General features: G+C 67.5%; 14 protein-coding genes. 11 read left to right on the top strand and 3 right to left on the bottom strand.

All coding sequences use genetic code 11. The features are described 5' to 3' along the window. The first annotated feature begins 808 nt into the window (after positions 1 to 808). From IG194_RS00145 to IG194_RS00135, 3 genes are read left to right on the top strand one after another with little or no spacing between them, the layout of a single operon-like run. On the top strand, positions 809 to 4,027 hold the full coding sequence (locus IG194_RS00145) for a toxin VasX (protein WP_192353631.1): 3,219 nt from the start codon (positions 809 to 811) through the stop codon (positions 4,025 to 4,027). Continuing rightward, positions 4,024 to 4,968 carry a hypothetical protein gene (locus IG194_RS00140; protein WP_058490072.1) on the top strand — a complete coding sequence of 315 codons (945 nt, stop codon included), beginning with the start codon at positions 4,024 to 4,026 and terminating at the stop codon, positions 4,966 to 4,968. Before IG194_RS00145 ends, IG194_RS00140 begins: the two co-directional genes overlap by 4 nt. Further along, positions 4,965 to 5,921: a hypothetical protein gene (locus IG194_RS00135; RefSeq protein WP_058490071.1), complete on the top strand. Its 957-nt coding sequence runs from the start codon at positions 4,965 to 4,967 to the stop codon at positions 5,919 to 5,921. Before IG194_RS00140 ends, IG194_RS00135 begins: the two co-directional genes overlap by 4 nt. Positions 5,922 to 6,091: 170 nt before the next feature. On the opposite strand, the gene IG194_RS00130 is transcribed toward IG194_RS00135, so the two are convergent. Together IG194_RS00130 and exaA are read right to left on the bottom strand one after the other, a co-directional pair. Then, the gene (locus IG194_RS00130) at positions 6,092 to 6,751 is read right to left on the bottom strand and encodes a pentapeptide repeat-containing protein (protein WP_058490070.1); all 660 of its coding nucleotides are present in this window, start codon (positions 6,749 to 6,751) and stop codon (positions 6,092 to 6,094) included. 53 nt (positions 6,752 to 6,804) lie between these two features. Then, the gene (gene exaA, locus IG194_RS00125) at positions 6,805 to 8,688 is read right to left on the bottom strand and encodes a quinoprotein ethanol dehydrogenase (RefSeq protein ID WP_058490069.1); all 1,884 of its coding nucleotides are present in this window, start codon (positions 8,686 to 8,688) and stop codon (positions 6,805 to 6,807) included. Between the two features lie 314 nt (positions 8,689 to 9,002). Here exaA and pedF point away from each other — a divergent pair, with 314 nt between their 5' ends. The 8 genes from pedF to aldA all read left to right on the top strand — a co-directional run bounded on the left by pedF (position 9,003) and on the right by aldA (position 20,461). Beyond that, entirely contained in the window at positions 9,003 to 9,440 is a 438-nt protein-coding gene (pedF, locus tag IG194_RS00120) for a cytochrome c-550 PedF (RefSeq protein WP_009622924.1), read from the top strand. A gap of 7 nt (positions 9,441 to 9,447) precedes the next feature. After that, a complete protein-coding gene (locus IG194_RS00115) occupies positions 9,448 to 10,329 on the top strand; it encodes a substrate-binding periplasmic protein (protein ID WP_058490067.1) in 882 nt (293 codons plus the stop codon). 14 nt (positions 10,330 to 10,343) lie between these two features. Further along, on the top strand, positions 10,344 to 11,090 hold the full coding sequence (locus IG194_RS00110; RefSeq protein WP_058490066.1) for a quinoprotein dehydrogenase-associated SoxYZ-like carrier: 747 nt from the start codon (positions 10,344 to 10,346) through the stop codon (positions 11,088 to 11,090). Between the two features lie 27 nt (positions 11,091 to 11,117). After that, the gene (locus IG194_RS00105) at positions 11,118 to 12,047 is read left to right on the top strand and encodes a quinoprotein relay system zinc metallohydrolase 1 (RefSeq protein ID WP_058490065.1); all 930 of its coding nucleotides are present in this window, start codon (positions 11,118 to 11,120) and stop codon (positions 12,045 to 12,047) included. 298 nt (positions 12,048 to 12,345) lie between these two features. Next, on the top strand, positions 12,346 to 14,124 hold the full coding sequence (locus IG194_RS00100; protein ID WP_009622920.1) for a methanol/ethanol family PQQ-dependent dehydrogenase: 1,779 nt from the start codon (positions 12,346 to 12,348) through the stop codon (positions 14,122 to 14,124). 513 nt (positions 14,125 to 14,637) lie between these two features. Beyond that, entirely contained in the window at positions 14,638 to 16,158 is a 1,521-nt protein-coding gene (locus IG194_RS00095; RefSeq protein WP_043315552.1) for an aldehyde dehydrogenase family protein, read from the top strand. A gap of 656 nt (positions 16,159 to 16,814) precedes the next feature. Then, positions 16,815 to 19,001, top strand: coding sequence for a PQQ-dependent dehydrogenase, methanol/ethanol family (locus IG194_RS00090; protein ID WP_058071124.1), 2,187 nt, complete (start codon positions 16,815 to 16,817; stop codon positions 18,999 to 19,001). 23 nt (positions 19,002 to 19,024) lie between these two features. Then, positions 19,025 to 20,461, top strand: coding sequence for an aldehyde dehydrogenase (gene aldA, locus IG194_RS00085; RefSeq protein WP_043313195.1), 1,437 nt, complete (start codon positions 19,025 to 19,027; stop codon positions 20,459 to 20,461). A gap of 212 nt (positions 20,462 to 20,673) precedes the next feature. Here aldA and IG194_RS00080 read toward each other — a convergent pair whose 3' ends face one another. Continuing rightward, on the bottom strand, positions 20,674 to 22,587 hold the full coding sequence (locus tag IG194_RS00080; protein ID WP_043313197.1) for a sigma-54-dependent Fis family transcriptional regulator: 1,914 nt from the start codon (positions 22,585 to 22,587) through the stop codon (positions 20,674 to 20,676). Positions 22,588 to 22,650 lie beyond the last annotated feature (63 nt).

Here is a 22,650-nt window from a genome sequence, read left to right as displayed (position 1 = left end):
TGAGGGTGAGTCCATCCAATTACAGGAGGAATGGCGTGGGTGCGGCGGGGTCGGGTAGGCACGGCTTTTCGTAGGAGCGAGCACCTCGGCGCTGCCGTCCTACAGGACCGATATGAAGCGAAGCGCCACCCACCACCAGCGGCTGACGCTTCGTATCACGCTCCCTACGCCCGGCCGCCTTTCTCAGCGGCGGCATACAACCGCTCTGCATCGGCCGCCAGGTACTCCAGCGAACTGAAAGTGCCATCCAGCACATCCTCGCCGGGCGCCCCCAGGTCCGGGGCGCCAGCCAGCAGGCGCAGCAGATTGACCTGGGCCGATTGGCGGGATTGGGCGGCGTCGTAAAGCTCCGACGGGGCGGTGTTCTTGAGGGGATGGGAACTTGGGTTGCAGGGAGGCCGGACCGTACAAGTTGGCGTACCGGCCTAGAGTTCCGGCGCATCCGAAGACGCCCCGCACGGCCCGCCCATAACACAGGTGCAGCCATGCCAAGTGCCCGAACACTCGCTCAGGCACCTGAATCCAGGGTCGGGACGCCAATCCCGAACCGCCCTGTTGGGCGGCTGGGCGACGTTAGGGCGTTGCCGTGGGGCTGTCAATCGGAGGCGCAAGGAGGAGGGGGGAACACAGTTGACGATATGGCAGCCGAAGGCGGATGACAGCTTCCTGCCCCCCACGTCCAATACCCTGCCCAATCCACCCCGGATTTTTCACGCACCAATACGGGCTCAAGCCGACTTCACCTCCCCTATTCGAACTGCTGCCATGCCGGGTTATCCCGCCTCGGCGGTTCGTATAGGAGCGCTTCATGATCAGCAACCCCAACCGCCTGCACGGCATGAGCCATGACGACGCCCGCAACCCGATCGCCAGTTGCCCGGCGCGCCAGAACGAGCTGTACGTCGTCCCGGCGCGCTACGCCCTGGCCGAGCACCCCGCCCGCCACGCCAGCCTGCAACCGGCCGTGCGCGCCAGCAGCCACCCCATGGCCCTGCGCCGCCTGCGCGGTGGCTTCCTCTACCTCTGGCATGCGCAGGGGCCGCTGCAACGCTATGCCGTGGCCGCCGACGGGTTGCTGCAGGCGCAGCCCCTGACGGCCGACGAGAGCGTCCTGCTGCGCGGCAGCCAGGCCGGCTTCGCCCTGGACAAGCGCCACGATGCCTGGCTCCTGTACAGCGAAATCCCCCTCGGCGCAGACGCCTGCGCCCAACTGGCGGAGGCCGGCATCCGCCAGCGGCGCATGCGCCACGTTGCCCTGGGCGAGGTCGCCCTGCGCCTGCAGGCACCGCACTGCCCCCCGCTCGACGCAAGTGAAACGCTGCTGGCCGAACTGATGCCGGAGGTCCGCGAACGCGTTCTGGCCAAGGAACATGCGCAGAACCGCGAGGCGGACAAACGACGGACCCGGGAACTGGCCGAGCGGATGAACGCCGCCCCCACCCAGGAGAACGTGCGCGCCTATATCCACGCCATGGAGTGGTACAACGCCGGCTCGCAAGCCGCCATGCGCCACCCCCAGGCTGAGCAGGAGGACGCGCCGGGCGCCTGGAGCGCCCAGGTGTGGGAAGTGCCCGCCACCTCGGCGTGGCTGGACAGCGCACGCAGCGAGGCCGGAGAACTGCATGCGGTGCTCGCCGTGCTCGACGACGACCTGGGCGTGCTGCGCGACCTCAACCACGAGCAGGAACAGCTGGAAGCCCGCCATGAAGCCTGGATGGCCGACAACAACCTGCGCCAGAACGTCGGCGGCTTCATCCGCAGCCTGGTCCGCGAGGACGGTGGCGAGCTGGCCAGCCTGCTCAATTACCGTTACCGCGAACACGATATCCAGCTCACCCCCGAGCAGGGCGAGCAGTTGCTCGCCGCCCAGGTGCCCCTCAAGGCCCTGCTGGACGAAGAGACCCAGGTCAACGTCCACGAGCGCCAGCGCATCGGTCACGCCGCCACCGACGAGCGCATCGCGGATATCGCCCGCCGTCGCGAACAACGCCTGGCGCCGCTGCGCGCCTTCATCCCCGCCGAGTTGCAGCAGCAGGTACAGGACATCGTGCGCGACTACCGCCAGGACAAGGCCAGCCAGCTCGCCGGCGGCCGGGCCAGCGCCAAGGTCGCCGAATACATCGACCTGGAACGCATGGATCGCTGGCTGGACGAGCAGGCCCCGGCGCATTTCCGCCAGGTCGAGGCCCGCCACGCCAGCCTCTATGCCGACCGCCAGGCCTTCCTGCCGCGCCACGACCTGGGCAGTTGGTTCGTCGAGCACGACAACCCGCAGCACCAGTGCTGGCTGGACGAACTGGCCGACGCCTGCCTCAGCGCCCAGTGCCATCGCCGCCAGGGCGTCGAGCAGTTCAGCGACTTCCTGCGCGCCAAGGACGGCGGCGTCTTCCGTTTGCTGTTCCTGGGCTGGAGCCCATCGCTGGAAGCGGCGGTGAACAACACCGCGCGCCTGGGCGAGCTGCAGGCGGCGCTCGCCCAGGACAACCTGAGCGCCACCCACGAGGCCCTGACCCACCTGCTCGGCGCCGCGACCGTACAGGCGCTGCAGCGCCTGGCCAGCGACGTCGACGGCTACTGGAGCCTCACCGTGGCCCGCCTGGGCGCCGTGCTGCTGGCGCTGCAGCAGAAGGGCGCCCTGCCGGGGCAATGGCTGGGCACCCTGCTGGTCACCCGCCTGGGCGCCGGCGCCCCGCTGGTCCGCACCCTGAACAACGGCGTGGCCACCTGGCGCCTGCTCGGCCAGCAGGCGCAACAGCTCGGCCAGTGGGTCAACAACACCGCCCAGGCCATCGGCCAGGGCCGCGCCGCCAGCATCCTGCAAAGCCCCGCGGTACAGAACAGCGGCGGCTTGCTGCCGCTGGCGGCGCTGCTGGTCAACGCGCTCAATGCCGAGAGTTACCTGGCGCAAGCCCATGCCCTGGAGCGGATGGATACCCAGCGCCGGGCCGAGACCATTTCGGCCACGCTCTATGCGGGAGCGGCATTGGTGGCGGTGGTGCAGAATTGGGTGATTGTTGGGCGGGGGGTGCAGGAATTTACCTTGACCAAAGGCCAACTCTCGTTTGTTGCACCAACCCTGACGCTGTTTGGTGGATTTGTTGGCTTGTTGTCGCTTGGTGCTTCGGGGACAGAGTTTTTCAGCCTTGGCCGCCAGGTAGAGGCGGCCCAGAGCAGTATCGATCCTTGGATAGAAATCCGTCGGTTGGCTGTGGTGGGGCAGATCACCGCTTATGGCGCCCAGGCCACCCTGGGGCTCGGTTTGACTTTTCTACGCTTGGCCAAGCGCATTGATACGCCCACAGCCATCCGCCGCTTCCGCCTGGGCATGGGGCCGATCAATCTGTTGCTGCTCGCATTGGGCGGAGTCTACCTTTTTGCATGGTGGCGGCAATCCACACCGCTGCAGCAGTACCTGGCCAACTGCTGCTGGTCCAAGACTCGCGCCGGCAATACCGATCCCATTCCCGCCGAGCAGCAGCAACGGGAGTTCGACCAGTTGCTGATACTGCTTTACCAGCCACGCGTCAGCGTGGACAGCAAGTCCCAGCGGGTGCCCGGCTCCCTGAGCGACACCGTCAGCCTGGAGGCCATCCAGCGCCTGACCATCGACTTGCCGGGTGCCGAGCCGTCCAGTGTCGAACTGGACCTGAGCCTGATCGGCAGTCCCGTACCCGACCACTTCCGCATGTTCCGCAGCAACGACCAGCCCAACCTGGATATCGGCGATCTCTGGCTGGAGCGCAGCCAATGCACCTGGATACCGGCGGACCAAGGCCAGGGCCTGCGCCTGAGCGGCACCTTCCGCCAGACCCAGGTGCGTCTCTCGCTACGCCTTCACTACCACAACCCGCTGGCAGACCTGGCCGGTATCACGACCATTGGTGGAGAACAGGGCCTGGCCTATGTCCTGACGGCGGAAAATGCACCTGTCACATTGCGCCCCGGCGAACCTACCCCGGAACTGGACCGTGCACAAACCTACCGCCTGACTGGCGAGAACCACCTGCATCCCAAGGAAACTCGATGACACTTCCCCCCGCCGGCAGCCAGAAGAAGGGCCTGTTCTCCCGCGAGGACTACCTGGCGCCACCGGCCATTCCCACCGGCCAGCCCCCAAGGGATGTGCTTAATACCATCTGGCGCAAGAACGAGGTGTTTCTTGATATTGGCGAGTACAGCATTGGCTCGTTTGTGATGATTGTGTGGCCTATGATTCTCCTGTTGCTGGCTATGGGGGTGCCATTTAGGGAGTCGTTGCCCGAGTTTTCTCTGTTCATCCTGGTAGCTGGTCTGATCATTGTCGGAATTCCTTCCTCGTTCGTGCTCTATAGCCTGACCCAACCTGTCCCTCCACCTACCCGTTTCAACCGCCAACGCCGCGAAGTCTGTGTACCACAGAAGGATGGCAGCTACTGGATAGTGCCCTGGGAAACCGTGGTGGCGCAGGCCATTGCCATGGACTCGGTGGGGCGCCATGGCAAGACGACCCAAGGCATGCTGGTGGTGGGCTTCAAGAACCCGGACCCGAATGCGAAGGAAGGCGAACGGGATTGCAGTATGGGGTTCAGTTGTGGTGGCGGTACTACGGCGATGTGTCTGTGGGAGTGCATTCGCAGTTATATGGAGATCGGTCCCGAGGCGGTGCCTAAATGCCATTTCGAAGGAGAGAAAACCGGTAGAAGTCTACTGGGTTGGTTCTTGAGCATCATGGGCGATGCCATTCGTTCCCTATTGAAGGGAAACGTCAAGTCCGCGCTCAAGGACGTTTTCTTCACCTTCTTTCTAGGCGCTCCGCTAGGTTTTTATCTACAGGAGCGAAAGCTGATCCCCCCTCCCGATCTGACCGACCCCGCCATAGTCGAATGGTCCAACCCCCTGCCATCCGAACAATGGGCCAAACGCTCCCCTGAGTGGGACGAAGCCATTCGACAATGTGAGGCGGAGTTAGCAGGGAAGGCTGCGACGTGACCTTGCCACCCGCAGGCAGCCAGAAGAAGGGCCTGTTCTCCCGCGAGGACTACCTGGCGCCACCGGCCATTCCCACCGGGCAGCCTCCAAAAGATGTGCTCAATACCATCTGGCGCAAGAACGAGGTGTTTCTCGATATCGGCCAGTACAGCATCGGCTCGTTTGTGATGATTCTTTGGCCACAACTATTAATAGCCATCTTTTTGATCATCAATGTACGAGACTATGGTGAACTTCTCTGGATGTTCAGCATATTGTTCTCTCTCGTTATTGGCATTCCTCTGTTGATGCTCCTCTATAGCCTGGCCAAGCCTGTACCACTTCCCACCCGCTTCAACCGCCAACGCCGCGAAGTCTGCGTACCGCAGAAAGACGGCAGTTACTGGATAGTGCCCTGGGAAACCGTGGTGGCGCAGGCCATTGCCATGGACTCGGTGGGACGCCATGGCAAGACCACCCAAGGCATGCTGGTGGTGGGTTTCAAGAACCCGGACCCGAATGCGAAGGAAGGCGAACGGGACTGCAGCATGGGGTTCAGTTGCGGCGGCGGCACAACAGCGATGCGCTTGTGGGAATGCATGCGCAGCTATATGGAAATAGGGCCGGAAGCGGTGCCACTGGAAAATGACCTGGAAGGCACACGAAAACTATTGGGGGGGCGGGGAGCCATCTGGGGAAGTATCTGGATGTTCTATGCCGGCATAAAAAAGCACTTGCTCGCCAAGGAGTTCGGTAAAGCACTATGGCTGATATTTACGATTGTCGCCTTCGGGACCCCCTTGGCAGCCATGCTGCAAACTTGGAAGCTGGCGCCGCCTCCCGATTTGACCGACCCTGCCATAGTCGAATGGTCCAAACCCCTACCACCCGAACAATGGGCCAAGCGCTCCCCCGAATGGGATGAAGCCATTCGCCGACGTGAGGCAGAACTGGCACGAGAGGCTGCGACATGACACTTCCCCCCGCCGGCAGCCAGAAGAAGGGCCTGTTCTCCCGCGAGGACTACCTGGCGCCACCGGCCACTCGAAATAGGTCCCGCTGTTGGCCTTGGGGAATGGCGTCGGGGCCGTTCCCCAAGGCGTGGTTTGTTCGCGAGCAAGCTCGCTCCTACAGTCGGTGCCGCTCAATCCCACCCGCCGGGACACCCCTTGCACCCCTGCATATTCGTCCCCTGGAAATTCCCGAACCTCGGCTTGCTCCCCCGCAAATCCGCATCTTCCAGATTCGCCTCCGCCAACTTCACCTCCTGCAGATTCGCATCGCGCAAATCCGCTCCCTTCAGGTCGGCACGGGACAGCCAGGTCATCTCCAGGTCCGCTGCGCGCAGGTTCGCCTGGTGCAGTTTGCCGCCGCTCAGGCGGGCGAATTCGAGGTAGGCGGCGGTCAGGTCGGCGCCTTGCCATTGGGCGCCCTGGGCGAACAGGCCCCAGGCCTGGATGGCCACCAGGCTGGCGCCGGAGAGGTCGGCGGCGCGCAGGTTGGCTTGTTGCAGGCTGGCGCGGGTGAGGTTGGCGCCGCGCAGGTTGGCTTTTTCCAGGTTGGCCAGGTCGAGGGTGGCGTGGCGCAGGTCGGCGCCTAAAAGGTCGGCGCCGGCGAGGTTCATGCGGCTGAGGTCCTGGCCTTTCAGGTCGGCGCCGCGCAGGTCGGCGCCGGGGCATTGGCTGCCGGGGGCGATGCGGCAGTGGGCGATGACGGTGGCGTCGTCGTCGGTGTCGGCGGATTCGTCGCTGGCGTGGGCCAGGCCGGCCAGCAGCAGGGCGGCGAGCAGGGTGGTGGTTTTCATGGCTTTCTCCCGGGGCATGGAAAACCGCGCCCCTGGGGGCGCGGTCGGTGGGCTCAGCGGCTGGCGGTCTTGTTGTCCCAACTGGGCAGCTTGAACACCCAGAAGGAACCGCCCTGGGCCACCGGGCGCGTCAGGTCGGCCATGTCGCCGCCCCACAGCGGCACGGCGCCGCCGTAGCCGACGGTCACGCCGATGTACTGCTCGCCGTCCTGTTCCCAGGTGATGGGCGGGGAGACGATGCCGCTGCCGGTCTGGAACTTCCACAGTTCCTTGCCGTTCTTCGCGTCGAAGGCCTTGAGGAAGCCGTCGCCGGTGCCGGTGAACACCAGGTTGCCGGCGGTGGCCAGCACGCCGGCCCACAGCGGCAGGTGCTCCTTGTGTTCCCACACCACCTTGCCGCTGGTGGGGTCCATGGCGCGCAGGCTGCCGACGTGGTCGTCGTACATGCGCTTGATGCGGAAGCCCATGCCCAGGTAAGCGCTGCCCTTGGTGTAGCTGACTTCCTCGGTCCAGTAGTCCTCCTTCCAGTGGTTGGCCGGCACGTAGAACAGGCCGGTGTCCTGGCTGTAGGCCATGGGGTTCCAGTTCTTGCCGCCGAGGAAGGGCGGCGAGACTTCCACCGCCTTGCCGTGCTTCTGCCCCGGTTCCGGCAGCGGCGGGCGCTGGCCTTCACGCTCGACCGGGCGGCCGGTCTTCAGGTCGATGTGGCTGGCCCAGGTGATGTTGTCGACGAAGGGGAAGGCGTTCTGCAGCTTGCCGTTGCTGCGGTCGACCACGTAGAAGAAGCCGTTGCGGTCGGCGTGGGCGGTGGCTTTGACTATCTTGCCGTCCTTGGCCTTGTAGTCGAACAGCACCAGTTCGTTGTTGCCGGAGAAGTCCCAGGCGTCGTTCGGGGTGTGCTGGTAGAACCACTTCACCTCGCCGGTGCTCGGGTCCACGCCCACTTGCCCGGACGTGTAGAGGCTGTCGTAGTCGTGCGGGTTGCCGCCCTTGGCGGTGCGCGCCCAGGTGTTCCACGGGCCGGGGTTGCCGGCGCCGACGATGATGGTGTTGGTCTCGGCGTCGAAGCTGGCGCTCTGCCAGGGCGCGCCGCCGCCGTGGTTCCAGGATTCGACCTTGCCGGTGGGCGAGCTGGGGTCGTCCGGCCAGGACGGCGCCTTGACGTTGCCGGTGATGCTGCTGTCCTTGCCGTTCAGGCGGCCCATGTGGCCTTCGACGAAGGGCCGCATCCAGATTTCCTCGCCGGTGTCCGGGTCGCGGGCGAACAGGCGGCCGACCACGCCGAACTCGTCGCCCGAGCTGCCGTGGATGAGCAGCACCTTGCCGGTCTTGCCGTCCTTCACGATGGTCGGCGCGCCGGTCATGGTGTAGCCGGCGCCGTGTTCGCCGAACTTCTTCTTCCAGACGACCTTGCCGGTGTTCTTGTTCAGCGCCACGACCGAGGCGTCGAGGGTGCCGAAGAAGATCTTGTCGCCGTAGATGGCTGCGCCGCGGTTGACCACGTCGCAGCACGGGCGGATGTCGTCGGGCAGGCGGTGGTTGTAGGTCCACAGGCGCTTGCCGGTCTTGGCGTCGAGGGCGAACAGCCGCGAGTAGGAGGCGGTGACGTAGATCACCCCGTCGCTGACGATGGCCTGGGATTCCTGGCCGCGCTGTTTCTCGTCGCCGAAGGAGTAGGACCAGGCCGGGGTCAGCTTGAACACGTTGTCGGCGTTGACCTGCTTGAGCGGGCTCCAGCGCTGGGCATTGGTGCCCATGCCGTACTGCAGCACGTCGCTGGTGGTCTTGTGATCGTTGGCGATGTCGTCCCAGCTGACGTCCTTGGCCAGCGCCGCGCCGCCGGCGCCCAGGGCGATGGCGAGGGTCAGGCTGTGCAGGGCGAGGCGCAGGGGGCCGGCAGGCGTGGGTGAAGAGGCGGGGGAGGTTCTTGTTGTCATCTTCGGGTTCCCGTTTTTGGTGTTGGGTCGAGAAACGGCGGGCCGCTGCTCGGGCCGCGGCGGTTCCATGGTGGGAGCCAGCCGCCCCAGCGGAAACGGAAAAGCTCCCGCATCGGCCGGGACAAGTTCCCGGTCGGGGCATGACTTGGGCTTGCTGCCGAAGGCCCTGGCGCGGCAGCCCTGCGCCCTAGTACGAAGGGAGTAGGCGGGGGCATCCAAAGCAGCATTCGGGGCGGGGGCGGGGCTTCCTAACATGGTCGAGGAGCGCCTCCGGTGGCGCCCGTGCCTTGTCCTACCCCCAGAGGAATGAAGTGATGAACAAGAAGAACTCCTTGCGCGGCCTGCTGGTGCTGGCCGGCCTCAGCGTCTCGGCCCTGGCCCTGGCCCATGGCAACGTGACCCCGCAAGCGGTGGATACCAAGGGCCTGGAGCCCCTGGGCAAGGAGTGGCGCGACACCAACCCGTACCGCGAGCCCTACGCCAACCACAAGCTGGCGGTGGAGATCGGCTCCTCCGCCTACAACCAGAACTGCGCGCGCTGCCATGGCCTGGAGGCCAAGTCCGGCGGCATCGCCCCCGACCTGCGCAAGCTCGACCTGGGCGCCGAGGGCGACGAGTGGTTCAAGGAGCGGGTGATCAACGGCGCGGTGCGCGACGGCGCCGTATACATGCCGAAGATGGCCGACTTCATCAGCCAGGAAGGCCTGTGGGCTATCCGCAGCTACCTGGAAAGCGTGCACGTGGACGAGTGACGCCGCCATGCGCCTGCTCAGCCTGCTGTGCGGCCTGCTCCTGTTGCTGGGGCAGGCCGAGGCCAAGGTCCGGCCCTACGAAGACATGGTCGCTTCCGGCGTATTGCGGGTGGCGGTCTACCAGAACTTCCCGCCCTACAGCTTCATGCAGGACGGCCAGCCCCACGGCATCGACGTGGATCTCGCCACGCGCCTGGCCCAGGGCCTGGGGCTGCGCGCGGAGTTCCTCTGGGTGATTCCCGGCGAGCGCCTGGACGACGACCTGCGCAACTTCATCTGGAAGGGCCACTACCTGCGCCCGGGCGTGGTCGCCGACGTGATGCTGCGGGTGCCCTACGACCGCGACTACTCCAACAAGCGCAACGACGTCGGCGAGCTGGCCAACGACCAGGTGGTGATGTTCGGCCCCTACCAGCGCGAGCGCTGGCAGGTGGTCAACGACGCCCGCAGGCTGCCGCAGGTGGACACCATCGCGGCGTTCCGCGAGCACCGCATCGGCGTGGAACTGGACAACGTGCCCTCGTTCTACCTGACCTCGGTGCTGGGCGGCCAGCTCAGCGCCATGACCGTGCACTTCCCCAGCACCCAGGCGGCCTTCGACGCCATGCGCGCCGGCAAGGTGGACGCGGTGATGGCGCTGCGCGGCGAGCTGGACTGGATGCGCGCCCAGGCCCACGACGACCAGCTGAAGAACGCCGAGAACACCTACCCCAGCCTCGGCCAGCCGGACTGGGACATCGGCATGGCGGTGCACGAGAGCAACCGCCAACTGTCCAACGCCCTCGACGGCGAGCTGGAGGAACTGGTGCGCGGCGGCGAGCTGGCCAAGCTCTACGCCGGCTACGGCGTGCGCTACGAGTTGCCGGGGCTGTACCAGGACGTGCAATAGCACGAGGAGGAGGGATGCGTAGACGTAGCCTGCTGTTGGGCCTGTGCGGCCTGCCGCTGCTGGCCGCGGCGGTGGAGGGCGACCCGGTGCCCTCGGTGATGTGGGACTACCACCACAAGCGCCTGCTCGGCGGCGAGCCCTTCGTCTTCGACGAGCGGGTGAAGCTGGGCGTGCCGCCCTTCGCCGAGGACGCGCGGCAGGTGCCGGTGGAGGTGGACGCGCGGCAGCTGCCCGGGCGCTTCGAGCGCCTGGTGCTGTGGGCCGAGCTGAACCCCATCCCCCACGTGCTGACGCTCTACCCGGGCGAGGGCCTGGAGGCGCTGCTGGCGGTACGCATCCGCATCGAGCAGGCCACCGCCATCCGCGCTGCGCTGCGTGGTGAAGATGGCGTGTGGCACGTGGGCTCGGCCTGGATCGACGCCGCCGGCGGCGGCTGCACCGCGCCCAGCGTGGTGCGCGCCCAGGCCGGCTGGGAGCAGCGCCTGGGCCAGGTGCACGGCGGGGCTTTCTCGCGCGGGCCGAACACCCGGCTGCGGCTGAAGGTGGAGCACCCGATGGACAACGGCCTGGTCGGCGGCATCCCCGAGTTCTACCTCGACCACGCCGAACTGCGCACGCCCGAGGGCGAGGTGCTGGCGCGCCTGGACCTGTTCCCGGCGGTGAGCGAGAACCCCAGCTTCAGCTTCGAACTGCGCGGCCATTCCCACGCGAAGCTGTTCCTGCACGACAACAACGGCAACGAATTCGAGGCCGCCCTCTGAGGCGGCCGGCCCGCCCGCGAGGTGCCCATGCGTTACCTGCTGACCTTCCTGCTGCTGCTCTGCACCCAGGTCCTCGCCGACCTGCAGTACCACCTGCAACCCCGGCAGATCGCCGAGGGCACCTGGCTGGTGGAGGGCAGCACCGACAACTTCGCCAAGGACAACGGCGGCAACATCGTCAACGTCGCCTTCGTCGACACCGGCGACGGCATCCTGGTGATCGACACCGGCCCCTCGCGGCGCTACGGCGAGGCACTGCGCGCGGTGATCCAGCAGACCACCGGCAAGCCGGTGAAGCAGGTGCTGCTGACCCACCACCACCCCGACCACGTGCTGGGCAACCAGGCCTTCGCCGACGTGCCCATCGGCGCGCTGGCCGGCACCAGCAAGCTGCTGAAGGAGCAGGGCAACGCCATGGCGGAGAACATGTACCGCCTGGTGGGCGACTGGATGCGCGGCACCGAGGTGGTGCTGCCGACGCAGACGGTGGAGCCGGGCGAGCTGCAGGTCGGCACGCACCGTTTCCGCCTGCTCGGCCTGCGCGGGCATACCGGGGCGGACCTGGCGATCCTCGACGAGACCAGCGGGGTGCTGTTCGCCGGCGACCTGGTGTTCTACGAACGCGCTTTGACCACGCCCAACAGCCCGGGGCTGGACGTCTGGCTGGCCGATCTCGATACCCTGCAGGCGCTGCCCTGGAAGCTGATCGTCCCCGGCCACGGGCCCATCGCCACCGACGCCAGGCCCTTCGCCCAGATGCGCGACTACCTCGGCTGGCTCGACAGCGTGATGCGCGAAGGCACCCGCGAAGGCGCGGACATGAACGACCTGCTGCGCACCCCCATCCCCGAACGCTTCGCCGGCATCAGCCTGACGCGCTACGAGCTGATCCGCAGCGTCACCCACCTGTACCCGCGCTACGAACAGCAGGCGTTGCCGCGTATCGACCGGCAATGAGCCGCCCCGGCTCTTCGTAGTCGCGTAGGGCGTATAACCGTTCGCGGTTATCCGCCGCTACACCGAGGCCATGACCAACGCCAAGGTCAACCCCGGAGCCGCCGGGCACCGAGGCCAAACGGCGGATAACGCCGTAGGCGTTATGCGCCCTACGCTACGCCAGGGCGCGGTATTGCTACCAAGGAACTAGGGAATTCGGCAAAGCGGTCAATTGTTGGCCCACCGCACCGGGCCAAGAATCTGCGGCAGACCGGGAAAACTTCCCGGGTACAACAACAAATCCGCAGAGGTAGCCGCAATGAGACATGCAGGTCCCACCCCTTCCTTCGCGCGCAGCGCGCTCTTCGCCGCACTCGCCCTGGCCAGCCTGGGCGCCCAGGCCGCGGTTACCGACCAGGACATCAGCGACAGCGCCAAGCGCACCGACCAGATCGTGGTCAACGGCATCAACCAGCAGGGCCAGCGCTTCAGCCCGCTGAAGACCCTCAACAGCGACAACGTCAAGGAACTGCGCCCGGTGTGGGCGCTGTCGTTCGGCGGCGAGAAACAACGCGGCCAGCAGGCCCAGCCGCTGGTCAAGGACGGGGTGATGTACGTCAGCGCCTCCTACTCGCGGGTGTTCGCCGTGGACGCGCGCACCGGGCGCAAGCTCTGGCAGTACGACGCGCGCCTGCCCGACGGCATCATGCCCTGCTGCGACGTGATCAACCGCGGCGTGGCCCTGTACGGCGACCTGGTGATCTTCGGCACCCTGGACGCCAAGCTGGTGGCGCTGAACAAGGACACCGGCAAGGTGGTGTGGAAGAAGACCGTGGCCGACTACAAGGCCGGCTACTCCATCTCCGCCGCGCCGCTGATCGCCAAGGGCAAGCTGATCACCGGCGTGGCCGGCGGCGAGTTCGGCGTGGTCGGCAAGATCGAGGCCTACGACCCCAGCAACGGCGACCTGCTGTGGAGCCGCCCGACCGTCGAAGGCCACATGGGCTACGTGTACAAGGACGGCAAGGCCATCGAGAACGGCATCTCCGGCGGCGAGGCCGGCAAGACCTGGCCGGGCGACCTGTGGAAGACCGGCGGCGCCGCGCCCTGGCTGGGCGGCTACTACGATCCGAGCACCGATTCGCTGTTCATCGGCACCGGCAACCCGTCGCCGTGGAACTCGCACCTGCGCCCGGGCGACAACCTGTTCTCCTCCTCGCGCCTGGCGCTGAACCCGGAGGACGGCTCGATCAAGTGGCACTTCCAGACCACCCCGCACGACGGCTGGGACTTCGACGGCGTGAACGAGCTGGTGTCCTTCGACTACAAGGACGCCGGCAAGACCATCAAGGCCGCGGCCACTGCCGACCGCAACGGCTTCTTCTACGTGCTGGACCGCACCAACGGCAAGTTCATCCGCGGCTTCCCCTTCGTCGACAAGGTGACCTGGGCCAAGGGCCTGGACCAGAACGGCCGGCCGATCTACGACGACGCCCACCGCCCCGGCGCGCCGGGCGAGGGCGCCAAGGGCAGCTCGGTGTTCGTCTCGCCGTCCTTCCTCGGCGGCAAGAACTGGATGCCCATGGCCTACAGCCAGGATACCGGCCTGTTCTACGTGCCCTCCAACGAGTGGGGCATGGACATGTGGAACGAGAACGTGACCTACAAGAAGGGCGCGGCCTACCTGGGCGCCGGTTTCACCATCAAGCCGCTGAACGAGAAGTACATCGGCGTGCTGCGCGCCATCGACCCGAAGACCGGCAAGCAGGTGTGGCGCTACGAGAACTACGCGCCGCTGTGGGGCGGCGTGCTGGCCACCCACGGCAACCTGGTGTTCACCGGCAACCCCGAGGGCTACCTGATGGCCTTCGACGCCAAGAGCGGCAAGAAGCTCTACGAGTTCAACACCGGCTCGGGCGTGATCGCCTCGCCCATCACCTGGGAGATGGACGGCGAGCAGTACGTCACCGTGCTCTCCGGCTGGGGCGGCGCCGTGCCGCTGTGGGGCGGCGAGGTGGCCAAGCGCATCAAGGACCTGGACCAGGGCGGGATGATCTGGACCTTCAAGCTGCCGAAGGATCTGGTGAGCAAGCGCTGAGTTCGCTGGGGTAGGGCAGGGGGCTGGCTGGTGCCGGCCCTTTGTTTTTTTTGCTTTTTGCTTTTCGTAGGAGCGAGCTTGCTCGCGAACGGTGTCTCCCGGTTGCAGTGGTGCAAGCGTTGACTCCGGCCCCTCTCCCTAACCCTCGGCTGCGCGCCCCGCCCTGAAGGGAGAGGGGACCGTTCGGTGTGCGCTGATGCTTCGGCGTTAGCCGGCTTGTACCGAGTGGCCGGCTGACACCAAGTCCTCTCTCGGCACGGACAAGCCCCCTCTCCCTTCAGGGCGGGGCGCGCAGCCGAGGGCTGGGGAGAGGATTACGGATTCCAATCACGCTCCATGGCTGAGCTTGATGCCGCTGTTCGCAAGCAAGCTCGCCCCCACGAACACCCCCCTCTACTACCAAATAACTACCCCCCCACGCCCATGGGCGCATTCCTGGCCGGCGCGGGCGCTGCCTAAGATCGCCGCAAGGCCCGGGCTTGGTGCGCCGGGACGCCACAGGAGAGCTTCGCCATGATCTACGCCCCACCCGGAACCCCCGGTGCCGTCGTCACCCTCAAGCCGCGCTACGGCAACTACATCGGCGGCGAATTCGTGCCGCCGGTGCTCGGCCAGTACTTCACCAACACCTCGCCGGTGAACGGCCAGCCCATCGCCGAATTCCCCCGTTCCACCGCCGAGGACGTGGAGCGCGCGCTGGACGCCGCCCATGCCGCCGCCGACGCCTGGGGCCGCACTTCGGTGCAGGAGCGCTCGCTGGTCCTGCTGAAGATCGCCGACCGCATCGAGCAGCACCTGGAACAGCTGGCCGTGGCCGAGACCTGGGACAACGGCAAGGCCGTGCGCGAGACGCTGAACGCCGACGTGCCCCTGGCCGCCGACCACTTCCGCTACTTCGCCGGCTGCATCCGCGCCCAGGAAGGCGGCGCCGCCGAGATCAACGACAGCACCGTGGCCTATCACATCCACGAACCGCTGGGCGTGGTCGGGCAGATCATCCCGTGGAACTTCCCGTTGCTGATGGCCGCCTGGAAGCTGGCCCCAGCCCTGGCCGCGGGCAACTGCGTGGTGCTCAAGCCGGCCGAGCAGACGCCGCTGTCGATCATGCTGCTGGCCGAGATCGTCAACGACCTGCTGCCGCCGGGCGTGCTGAACATCGTCCAGGGCTTCGGCAAGGAAGCGGGCCAGGCGCTGGCCACCAGCAAGCGCATCGCCAAGATCGCCTTCACCGGCTCCACCCCGGTGGGCGCGCACATCCTCCACTGCGCGGCGGAGAACATCATCCCGTCCACCGTGGAGCTGGGCGGCAAGAGCCCGAACATCTTCTTCGACGACATCATGCGCGCCGAGCCGAGCTTCATCGAAAAGGCCGCCGAGGGCCTGGTGCTGGCCTTCTTCAACCAGGGCGAGGTGTGCACCTGCCCGTCGCGCGCGCTGGTGCAGGAGTCGATCTTCGAGCCGTTCATGGCCGAGGTGCAGAAGAAGATCGCCCAGATCAAGCGCGGCAACCCGCTGGACACCGAGACCATGGTCGGCGCCCAGGCCTCGCAACAGCAGTACGAGAAGATCCTGTCGTACCTCGACATCGCCCAGAACGAAGGCGCCCAACTGCTGGCCGGCGGCCAGAGCGAGCGCCTGTCCGGCGACCTCGCCAGCGGCTACTACATCCAGCCCACGCTGCTGAAGGGCCACAACGGCATGCGCGTGTTCCAGGAGGAAATCTTCGGCCCGGTGGTGGGCGTGACCACCTTCAAGGACGAGGCCGAGGCCCTGGCGATTGCCAACGACACCGAGTTCGGCCTGGGCGCCGGCGTCTGGACCCGCGACATCAACCGCGCCTGGCGCATGGGCCGCGGCATCAAGGCCGGCCGCGTATGGACCAACTGCTACCACCTGTACCCGGCGCACGCCGCGTTCGGCGGCTACAAGAAGTCCGGCGTCGGCCGCGAGACGCACAAGATGATGCTTGACCACTACCAGCAGACCAAGAACCTGCTGGTCAGCTACGACGTCAACCCGCTGGGCTTCTTCTGAGGTACACCGGCCGCCCGCGACCCCGTCCCCATCCGGGGGCGCGGGCAGGTTCCGGCAAGCGTGTTCAACACCCGCGCCCGGCGCTCCACCGGGCCACTTTTTTCGATGCGCCCGAGCGTGGGCGACCCGTGCACCCCTCCCACTTCCGGGCGCGGCGGGACTGTCGAGCGCGGCTTTGGCCGCGTTTTTTGTTTCTAAAGGGCCTCCCGGTTGCAGTGGTGCAAGTGCTGAGGCCGTCCCCTCTCCCTAACCCTCTCCCTGAAGGGAGAGGGGGACCGTTCGGAGTGGACTGGCTTTCCCGAGTTAGCCGGCAAGCGCGGTGGTTTCCTGCTGAAACCATGCCTGTTCTCGGCACGGACTAGCCCCCTCTCCCTTCAGGGAGAGGGCTGGGGAGAGGGAGCGGAGCCGGACGCGAACACCAAGGTATCCGGGAGGCACCACCCCCAAAAAAACCGTCCCACCCCCGCAACACCTGCCCCGCCCACCCGCAACACCTGTAGCGCCCCACCAACCTCCAGCCACCACCACCGATCCCCCCGAAACCCCCACCATTCCTGCCCCACAGCCATTCCCTCACCCCTTGGCACAGCCATTGCTCAACCCCCTCCAAGCCACGGCGTCCGATCCGTGGCACCAACAAGAATCGGAGACCCTCCATGAGCTCGACCGGCCTCACTTTGCCTGACGCCCACCCGCAACCCACCTCGCGTCTGCGCCGCAGCGCACTCGCCGCCGCGCTGCTGGCCGGCCTCTGCCCACCCCTGCATGCCGCCGATGCCCCGGCCGACGTCGATGGCGCGCGCATCGCCGCCGCCGACCAGGAGCCGGGCAACTGGATGAGCACCGGGCGCACCTACGACGAGCAGCGCTACAGCCCGCTCAAGCAGATCGACCAGGGCAACGTCGACAAGCTCGGCCTGGCCTGGAGCTACAAGCTGGACATCGACCGCGGCGTGGAGGCCACGCCCATCGTGGTCGACGGGGTGATGTACACCACCGGGCCGTTCTCCATCGTCTACGCGCTGGACGCGCGCAACGGCAAGCTGCTGTGGAAGTACGACCCGCAGTCCGACCGCAGCCGCGCCGGCGAGGCCTGCTGCGACGCGGTGAACCGCGGCGTGGCGGTGTGGAAGGGCAAGGTCTACGTCGGCGTGCTGGACGGTCGCCTGGAGGCCATCGACGCCAGGACCGGCAAGCGCGTGTGGAGCGTCGACACCCGCACCGACCCCTCGCGCAGCATCACCATCACCGGCGCGCCGCGCATCGTGAAGGGCAAGGTGATCATCGGCAACGGCGGCGCCGAGTTCGGCGTGCGCGGCTACATCACCGCCTACGACGCCGAGACCGGCAAGCAGGACTGGCGCTTCTTCACCGTGCCCGGCGACCCCAAGCAGGCGCCGGAGAACAAGGCCATGGAGATCGCCAGCAAGACCTGGTTCGGCGACAAGTACCCCGAGCAGGGCGGTGGCGGCACCGTGTGGGACTCCATGTCCTACGACCCCGAGCTGAACCTGCTGTACATCGGCGTGGGTAACGCCTCCTCGTGGAACCCGCGCATCCGCAGCGAGGGCAAGGGCGACAACCTGTTCCTCTCGTCCATCGTCGCCATCAACCCGGACAGCGGCGAGTACGTCTGGCACTACCAGACCACCCCGGGCGACGCCTGGGACTTCACCGCCACCGCGCACATCATGCTGGCCGACCTGCCCATCGACGGGAAGGTGCGCAAGGTGCTGATGCAGTCGCCGAAGAACGGCTTCTTCTACGTCATCGACCGCGCCACCGGCGAGCTGCTCTCGGCGAAGAACATCATCCCGGTGAACTGGGCCAAGGGCATCGACATGAAGACCGGTCGGCCCATCGTCGACGACAAGGCTGCGGCCTACTGGAAGGATCCCGAGCGCAAGGCGCTGCTGATCCAGCCGGCGTTCTGGGGCGCCCACGACTGGCAGCCGATGTCCTACAACCCGGCCACCGGCCTGGTGTACATCCCGGCGCACATCATGTCGGCCTACTACCAGGACGTGGAGGGCGCGCCGCCGCGCTCGAAGTTCAAGAGCATCTACCAGCTGGACGTCAACACCGGGATGATGCCCGAGGACCCGGAGGGCCTGCGCAAGGTCGCCGACTCCTGGTCCGGCAAGCTGATCGCCTGGGACCCGCTCAAGCAGAAGGCCGCCTGGGAGGTGCCCTACAGCACCATCTTCAACGGCGGCACCCTGAGCACCGCCGGCAACCTGGTGTTCGAGGGCACCGCCGACGGCCGCGTGGTGGCCTACGCCGCCGACAGCGGGAAGAAGCTCTGGGAATCGCCGGCCAACACCGGGGTGATGGCCGCGCCGGTGACCTACGAGGTGGACGGCGAGCAGTACGTGACCTTCATGGCCGGCTGGGGCGGCGCCTTCTCCACCTTCGCCGGCGCCCTGTCGCTGCGCGCTGGGGTCAAGCCCAACGCCCAGGTGCTGACCTACAAGCTCGGCGGCAGCGCTAGGCTGCCCGAGGCCAAGTACAAGTGGGCCGGACGCAAGCCCGAGCCGCCGAAGCTGACCGGCACCACCGCGCAGATCGACCAGGGCCGTGAGCTGTTCAACGCCAGCTGCTCGCAGTGCCACGGCATCAACGCCATCAGCGGCGGCGTACTGCCCGACCTGCGCACCCTCAGCGCCGAGAACCACCAGCGCTTCCTCGGCATCGTCTACGGCGGGCGCATCCCCGACGGCATGCCGTCGTTCCAGGGCCACCTCGACCTGCAGCAGGCCGAGGCGGTGCACCAGTACCTGATCAAGCGCGCCTACGACCTCCAGGAACAGCTGGCCGCCGCGCAGAAGACCGCCGGCAAGTGATCGACCCCCACAGGAGAACCCCGATGACCGACGTCACGACCTACCAGCATTACATCGACAACCGCTTCGTCGCCGGCGAGGCGCTGATCGAGGTGCACAACCCGGCCAACGGCGAGCTGCTGGCGCGCATCCCCGAGGCCAGCGCCGAGCAGGTGGACGCCGCCCTGGGCGCGGCGCGCATGGCCCAGAAGGGCTGGGCGGCCAAGCCCGCTATCGAGCGCGCCGGCTACCTGCGGCGGATCGCCGGGAAGGTCCGCGCCAACGCCGAGCGCCTGGCGCGCATCATCACCGCCGAGCAGGGCAAGGTGCCGGCGCTGGCCGAGGTGGAAGTGGCCTTCACCGCCGACTACCTGGACTACATGGCCGAGTGGGCGAGGCGCCTGGAAGGCGAGGTGCTGACCAGCGACCGCGCCGGCGAGCACATCTTCCTGCTGCGCAAGCCGCTGGGCGTGGTGGCCGGCATCCTGCCGTGGAACTTCCCGTTCTTCCTCATCGCGCGGAAGATGGCGCCGGCGCTGCTGACCGGCAACACCATCGTCATCAAGCCCAGCGAGGAAACCCCGATCAACTGCTTCGAGTTCGCCGCCCTGGTGGCCGAGACCGACCTGCCGCGCGGCGTGTTCAACGTGGTCGGCGGCACCGGCGGCGGGGCCGGGCAGGCGCTGACCGGCCATGCTGGGGTGGACCTGATCAGCTTCACCGGCTCGGTGGCCACCGGCTCGCGGATCATGGCCGCGGCGGCGCCGAACATCACCAAGCTGAACCTGGAGCTGGGCGGCAAGGCGCCGGCCATCGTCCTGGCCGACGCCGACCTGGACCTGGCGGTGAACGCCATCAAGGCCTCGCGGGTGATCAACAGTGGGCAGGTGTGCAACTGCGCCGAGCGCGTGTACGTGCAGCGCCGGGTGGCCGACGCCTTCATCGAGAAGGTCGCCGCCGCCATGGCCGCCACCCGCTACGGCGACCCGGGCACCCAGGCCGACTTGGACATGGGCCCGCTGGTCAACCAGGCCGGCCTGGACAAGGTCGCGCAGATGGTCCGCACGGCCCAGGGCCAGGGCGCCCAGGTGATCACCGGCGGCGCCGTGGCCGACCTCGGCCGCGGCTTCCACTACCAGCCCACGGTGCTGGCCGGCTGCTCGGGCGAGATGGAGATCATGCGCAAGGAAATCTTCGGCCCGGTGCTGCCGATCCAGGTGGTGGACGACCTCGACGAGGCCATCGCCCTGGCCAACGCCAGCGAGTACGGCCTGACCTCGTCCATCTACACCCGCGACCTGGGCGCCGCGCTCAAGGCCAGCCGCGAGCTGGACTTCGGCGAGACGTACATCAACCGCGAGAACTTCGAGGCCATGCAGGGCTTCCACGCCGGCACGCGCAAGTCCGGCATCGGCGGCGCCGACGGCAAGCACGGGCTGTACGAGTACACGCACACCCACGTGGTGTACGTACAGGAATAGGTGCCTCCTTGGGCGGCGCGTGCTTGCCAGGTGCGTGCCGCTCCTTTTTCCCTGCGCCGATCTGCTCTTCGTAGGAGCGAGCTTGCTCGCGAACAAACGCGGTGCCATGCGGTTCGCGAGCAAGCTCGCTCCTACAAAAAATCGCCGCCAGCCGGTGATGTAGGAAACGGGCCATGCCCCGGGCAAAGCGGACGCAGGGAAAAGGGATGCGCTCAATACAACGCGTTGGGCTGGACGATGCCGTGCTTCTTCATCTTCCGATACAGGGTCGAGCGGGCCACGCCGAAGTGCTCGGCCACCGCGCTGATGTTCCATTGCCGCTCGCGCAGCGCGGCCAGCAGGTGGCTCGCCTCGGTGTCGTCCAGGCGTGCGGCCAGGGCGCTGCTGGGCGTGGCCACGACGGGGGCCGGCTGATGCAGTTCGGCGGGCAGGCAGTCGAGGTCGATGACGCCGTCCTCGGCCAGGGCCGCGGCGTAGCGCAGGCAATTGAGCAACTGGCGGATGTTGCCCGGCCAAGGCTGCGCGCGCAGGCGTTCGCGCGCTTCCGGCGCCAGGCGCAGCGCGGGGTCGATGGCGGCCAGCAACTGCTCGACCAGCGCCTCGCGGTCGCTGCGCTCGCGCAGGGCCGGCAGTTGCAGGGTCATGCCGGCCAGGCGGTAGAACAGGTCCTCGCGGAAGCCGCGGGCCTGGATCATCGCGGCCAGGTCCTGGTGCGTCGCCGAGACCACCTGCACGTCCAGCGCCACCGGCGTCTCGGCGCCCAGCGGGAGGATCTCGCGCTCGGCCAGCACGCGCAGCAGGCGCGTCTGCAGGTGCGCCGGCATGTCGCCGATCTCGTCGAGGAACAGGGTGCCGCCGTTGGCCAGTTCCAGCTTGCCCTTCATGCCTTTCTTGCTGGCGCCGGTGAAGCTGCCGCCGCGGTAGCCGAACAGCTCGCTCTCGATCAGGCTCTCGGGGATGGCCGCGCAGTTCAGCGCCACGAAGGGCCCGGCGCGGCGCGCGCTGGCCTGGTGGATGGCGCGGGCGAAGGCCTCCTTGCCGGTGCCGGTCTCGCCGTTGAGCAGGATGGCGATGCCCTTGTCCAGCACCTTGCGCAGGCGCCGCACGCCCTCCTGCAGGCGCGGGTCGGCGCCGGCCAGGCGCGCCAGGTCCGGGTGCTCGCCGGCCTTGGCCGGCGCCGGCGAGGCGCTGCGCCGCGGCAGGCCGGCGGGCATGCGCAGGCCGACCTCCACCGCCGCCTCGTCGCCCAGGGTGCGCAGGCGCACGGCGCGGGCGCCGCCCTGGCTCAGGGCCAGCAGCTGGTCGAGGTCGCTGGCCAGCAACTGCTCGATGCGGCTGCCCAGCAGCTCGCCGGGACTGGCGGCGAAGGCGGCGTGGTTGGCGCCGATCACCCGGCCGCGCTCGTCCAGGGCCAGCAGTTGCTCGGCGGCCAGGTCGGCGACCTCGTCGCGAGCCTTCACCGAGAGCGTCAGGCGGTCGCGGTAGCGCTGGCGGAAGGCGGCGTTCTCGATCAGCCGGGCGTAGAGGATGACCAGTTGCAGGGTGAGGTACTGCGCCTCCTTGGGCCCGCCGCTGTTCAGGCAGGTGGCGTTGAGGCAGCCGCGCAGGTTGTGCTGGGCGTCGTAGATCGGCGCCACCGAGCAGCTCAGGCGGAAGTTGCTGACCAGGAAGTGCTCCTGGCGGTGGATGGTCAGCGGCGCGGCGGCGGCCAGGGCGGTGCCGATGCCGTTGGTGCCGGCCACCGACTCGTCCCAGCGCGCGCCGACGATCAGCCCGGCCTGGGTGTAGCGGTCGCGCTGCGCCGGCAGGCGGGCGTCGAGGGTGACGCCCTGCTCGTCGCTGAGCAGCACGGCGAAGCCGGCCGGGGTGACGCGCCGGGCCAGGCCGCTGACGCCCTGGCCGGCGATGGCCAGGTATTCCTCGTGCTGGGCCTGGTGCTCGCGGATTTCGCCGGCGGTGAGGATGTGCTTCTCGGCGCTGGCGCGCGGGTCCAGGTGGTGCTGCACCACGCTGCGGTACCAGGAGCGGGCGATGGCGTCCTCCGGTTGCAGGTCGCGCTCGCCGAAGTGGTCGGCGATGAAGCTGGCGAGGTCGTTCGGGCAGTTGTCCAGGGCATGCTCGTTCATGGGTACTACTCCCGGGCGCCGTCAGCCGTGCTGCGGCGCTTTGTTGTTGTCAGGTGCCGTTCG

It is taken from the genome of Pseudomonas sp. ADPe, assembly GCF_014843515.1.
In the GTDB taxonomy this organism is placed as follows: domain Bacteria; phylum Pseudomonadota; class Gammaproteobacteria; order Pseudomonadales; family Pseudomonadaceae; genus Pseudomonas; species Pseudomonas citronellolis.
Note: the sequence above shows the minus strand (reverse complement) of the source record. Positions and strands in the feature narration are given on the sequence as shown.

What these genes read in the sequence shown, in the direction of transcription:
- IG194_RS00100 (WP_009622920.1), top strand. Translation starts at nt 12,346, where the DNA reads ATGAGACATGCAGGTCCCACCCCTTCCTTCGCGCGCAGCGCGCTCTTC.
- IG194_RS00090 (WP_058071124.1), top strand. Translation starts at nt 16,815, where the DNA reads ATGAGCTCGACCGGCCTCACTTTGCCTGACGCCCACCCGCAACCCACC.
- IG194_RS00105 (WP_058490065.1), top strand. Translation starts at nt 11,118, where the DNA reads ATGCGTTACCTGCTGACCTTCCTGCTGCTGCTCTGCACCCAGGTCCTC.
- IG194_RS00130 (WP_058490070.1), bottom strand. Translation starts at nt 6,751, where the DNA reads ATGAAAACCACCACCCTGCTCGCCGCCCTGCTGCTGGCCGGCCTGGCC.
- IG194_RS00140 (WP_058490072.1), top strand. Translation starts at nt 4,024, where the DNA reads ATGACACTTCCCCCCGCCGGCAGCCAGAAGAAGGGCCTGTTCTCCCGC.
- IG194_RS00095 (WP_043315552.1), top strand. Translation starts at nt 14,638, where the DNA reads ATGATCTACGCCCCACCCGGAACCCCCGGTGCCGTCGTCACCCTCAAG.
- pedF (WP_009622924.1), top strand. Translation starts at nt 9,003, where the DNA reads ATGAACAAGAAGAACTCCTTGCGCGGCCTGCTGGTGCTGGCCGGCCTC.
- exaA (WP_058490069.1), bottom strand. Translation starts at nt 8,688, where the DNA reads ATGACAACAAGAACCTCCCCCGCCTCTTCACCCACGCCTGCCGGCCCC.
- aldA (WP_043313195.1), top strand. Translation starts at nt 19,025, where the DNA reads ATGACCGACGTCACGACCTACCAGCATTACATCGACAACCGCTTCGTC.
- IG194_RS00115 (WP_058490067.1), top strand. Translation starts at nt 9,448, where the DNA reads ATGCGCCTGCTCAGCCTGCTGTGCGGCCTGCTCCTGTTGCTGGGGCAG.
- IG194_RS00080 (WP_043313197.1), bottom strand. Translation starts at nt 22,587, where the DNA reads ATGAACGAGCATGCCCTGGACAACTGCCCGAACGACCTCGCCAGCTTC.
- IG194_RS00145 (WP_192353631.1), top strand. Translation starts at nt 809, where the DNA reads ATGATCAGCAACCCCAACCGCCTGCACGGCATGAGCCATGACGACGCC.
- IG194_RS00110 (WP_058490066.1), top strand. Translation starts at nt 10,344, where the DNA reads ATGCGTAGACGTAGCCTGCTGTTGGGCCTGTGCGGCCTGCCGCTGCTG.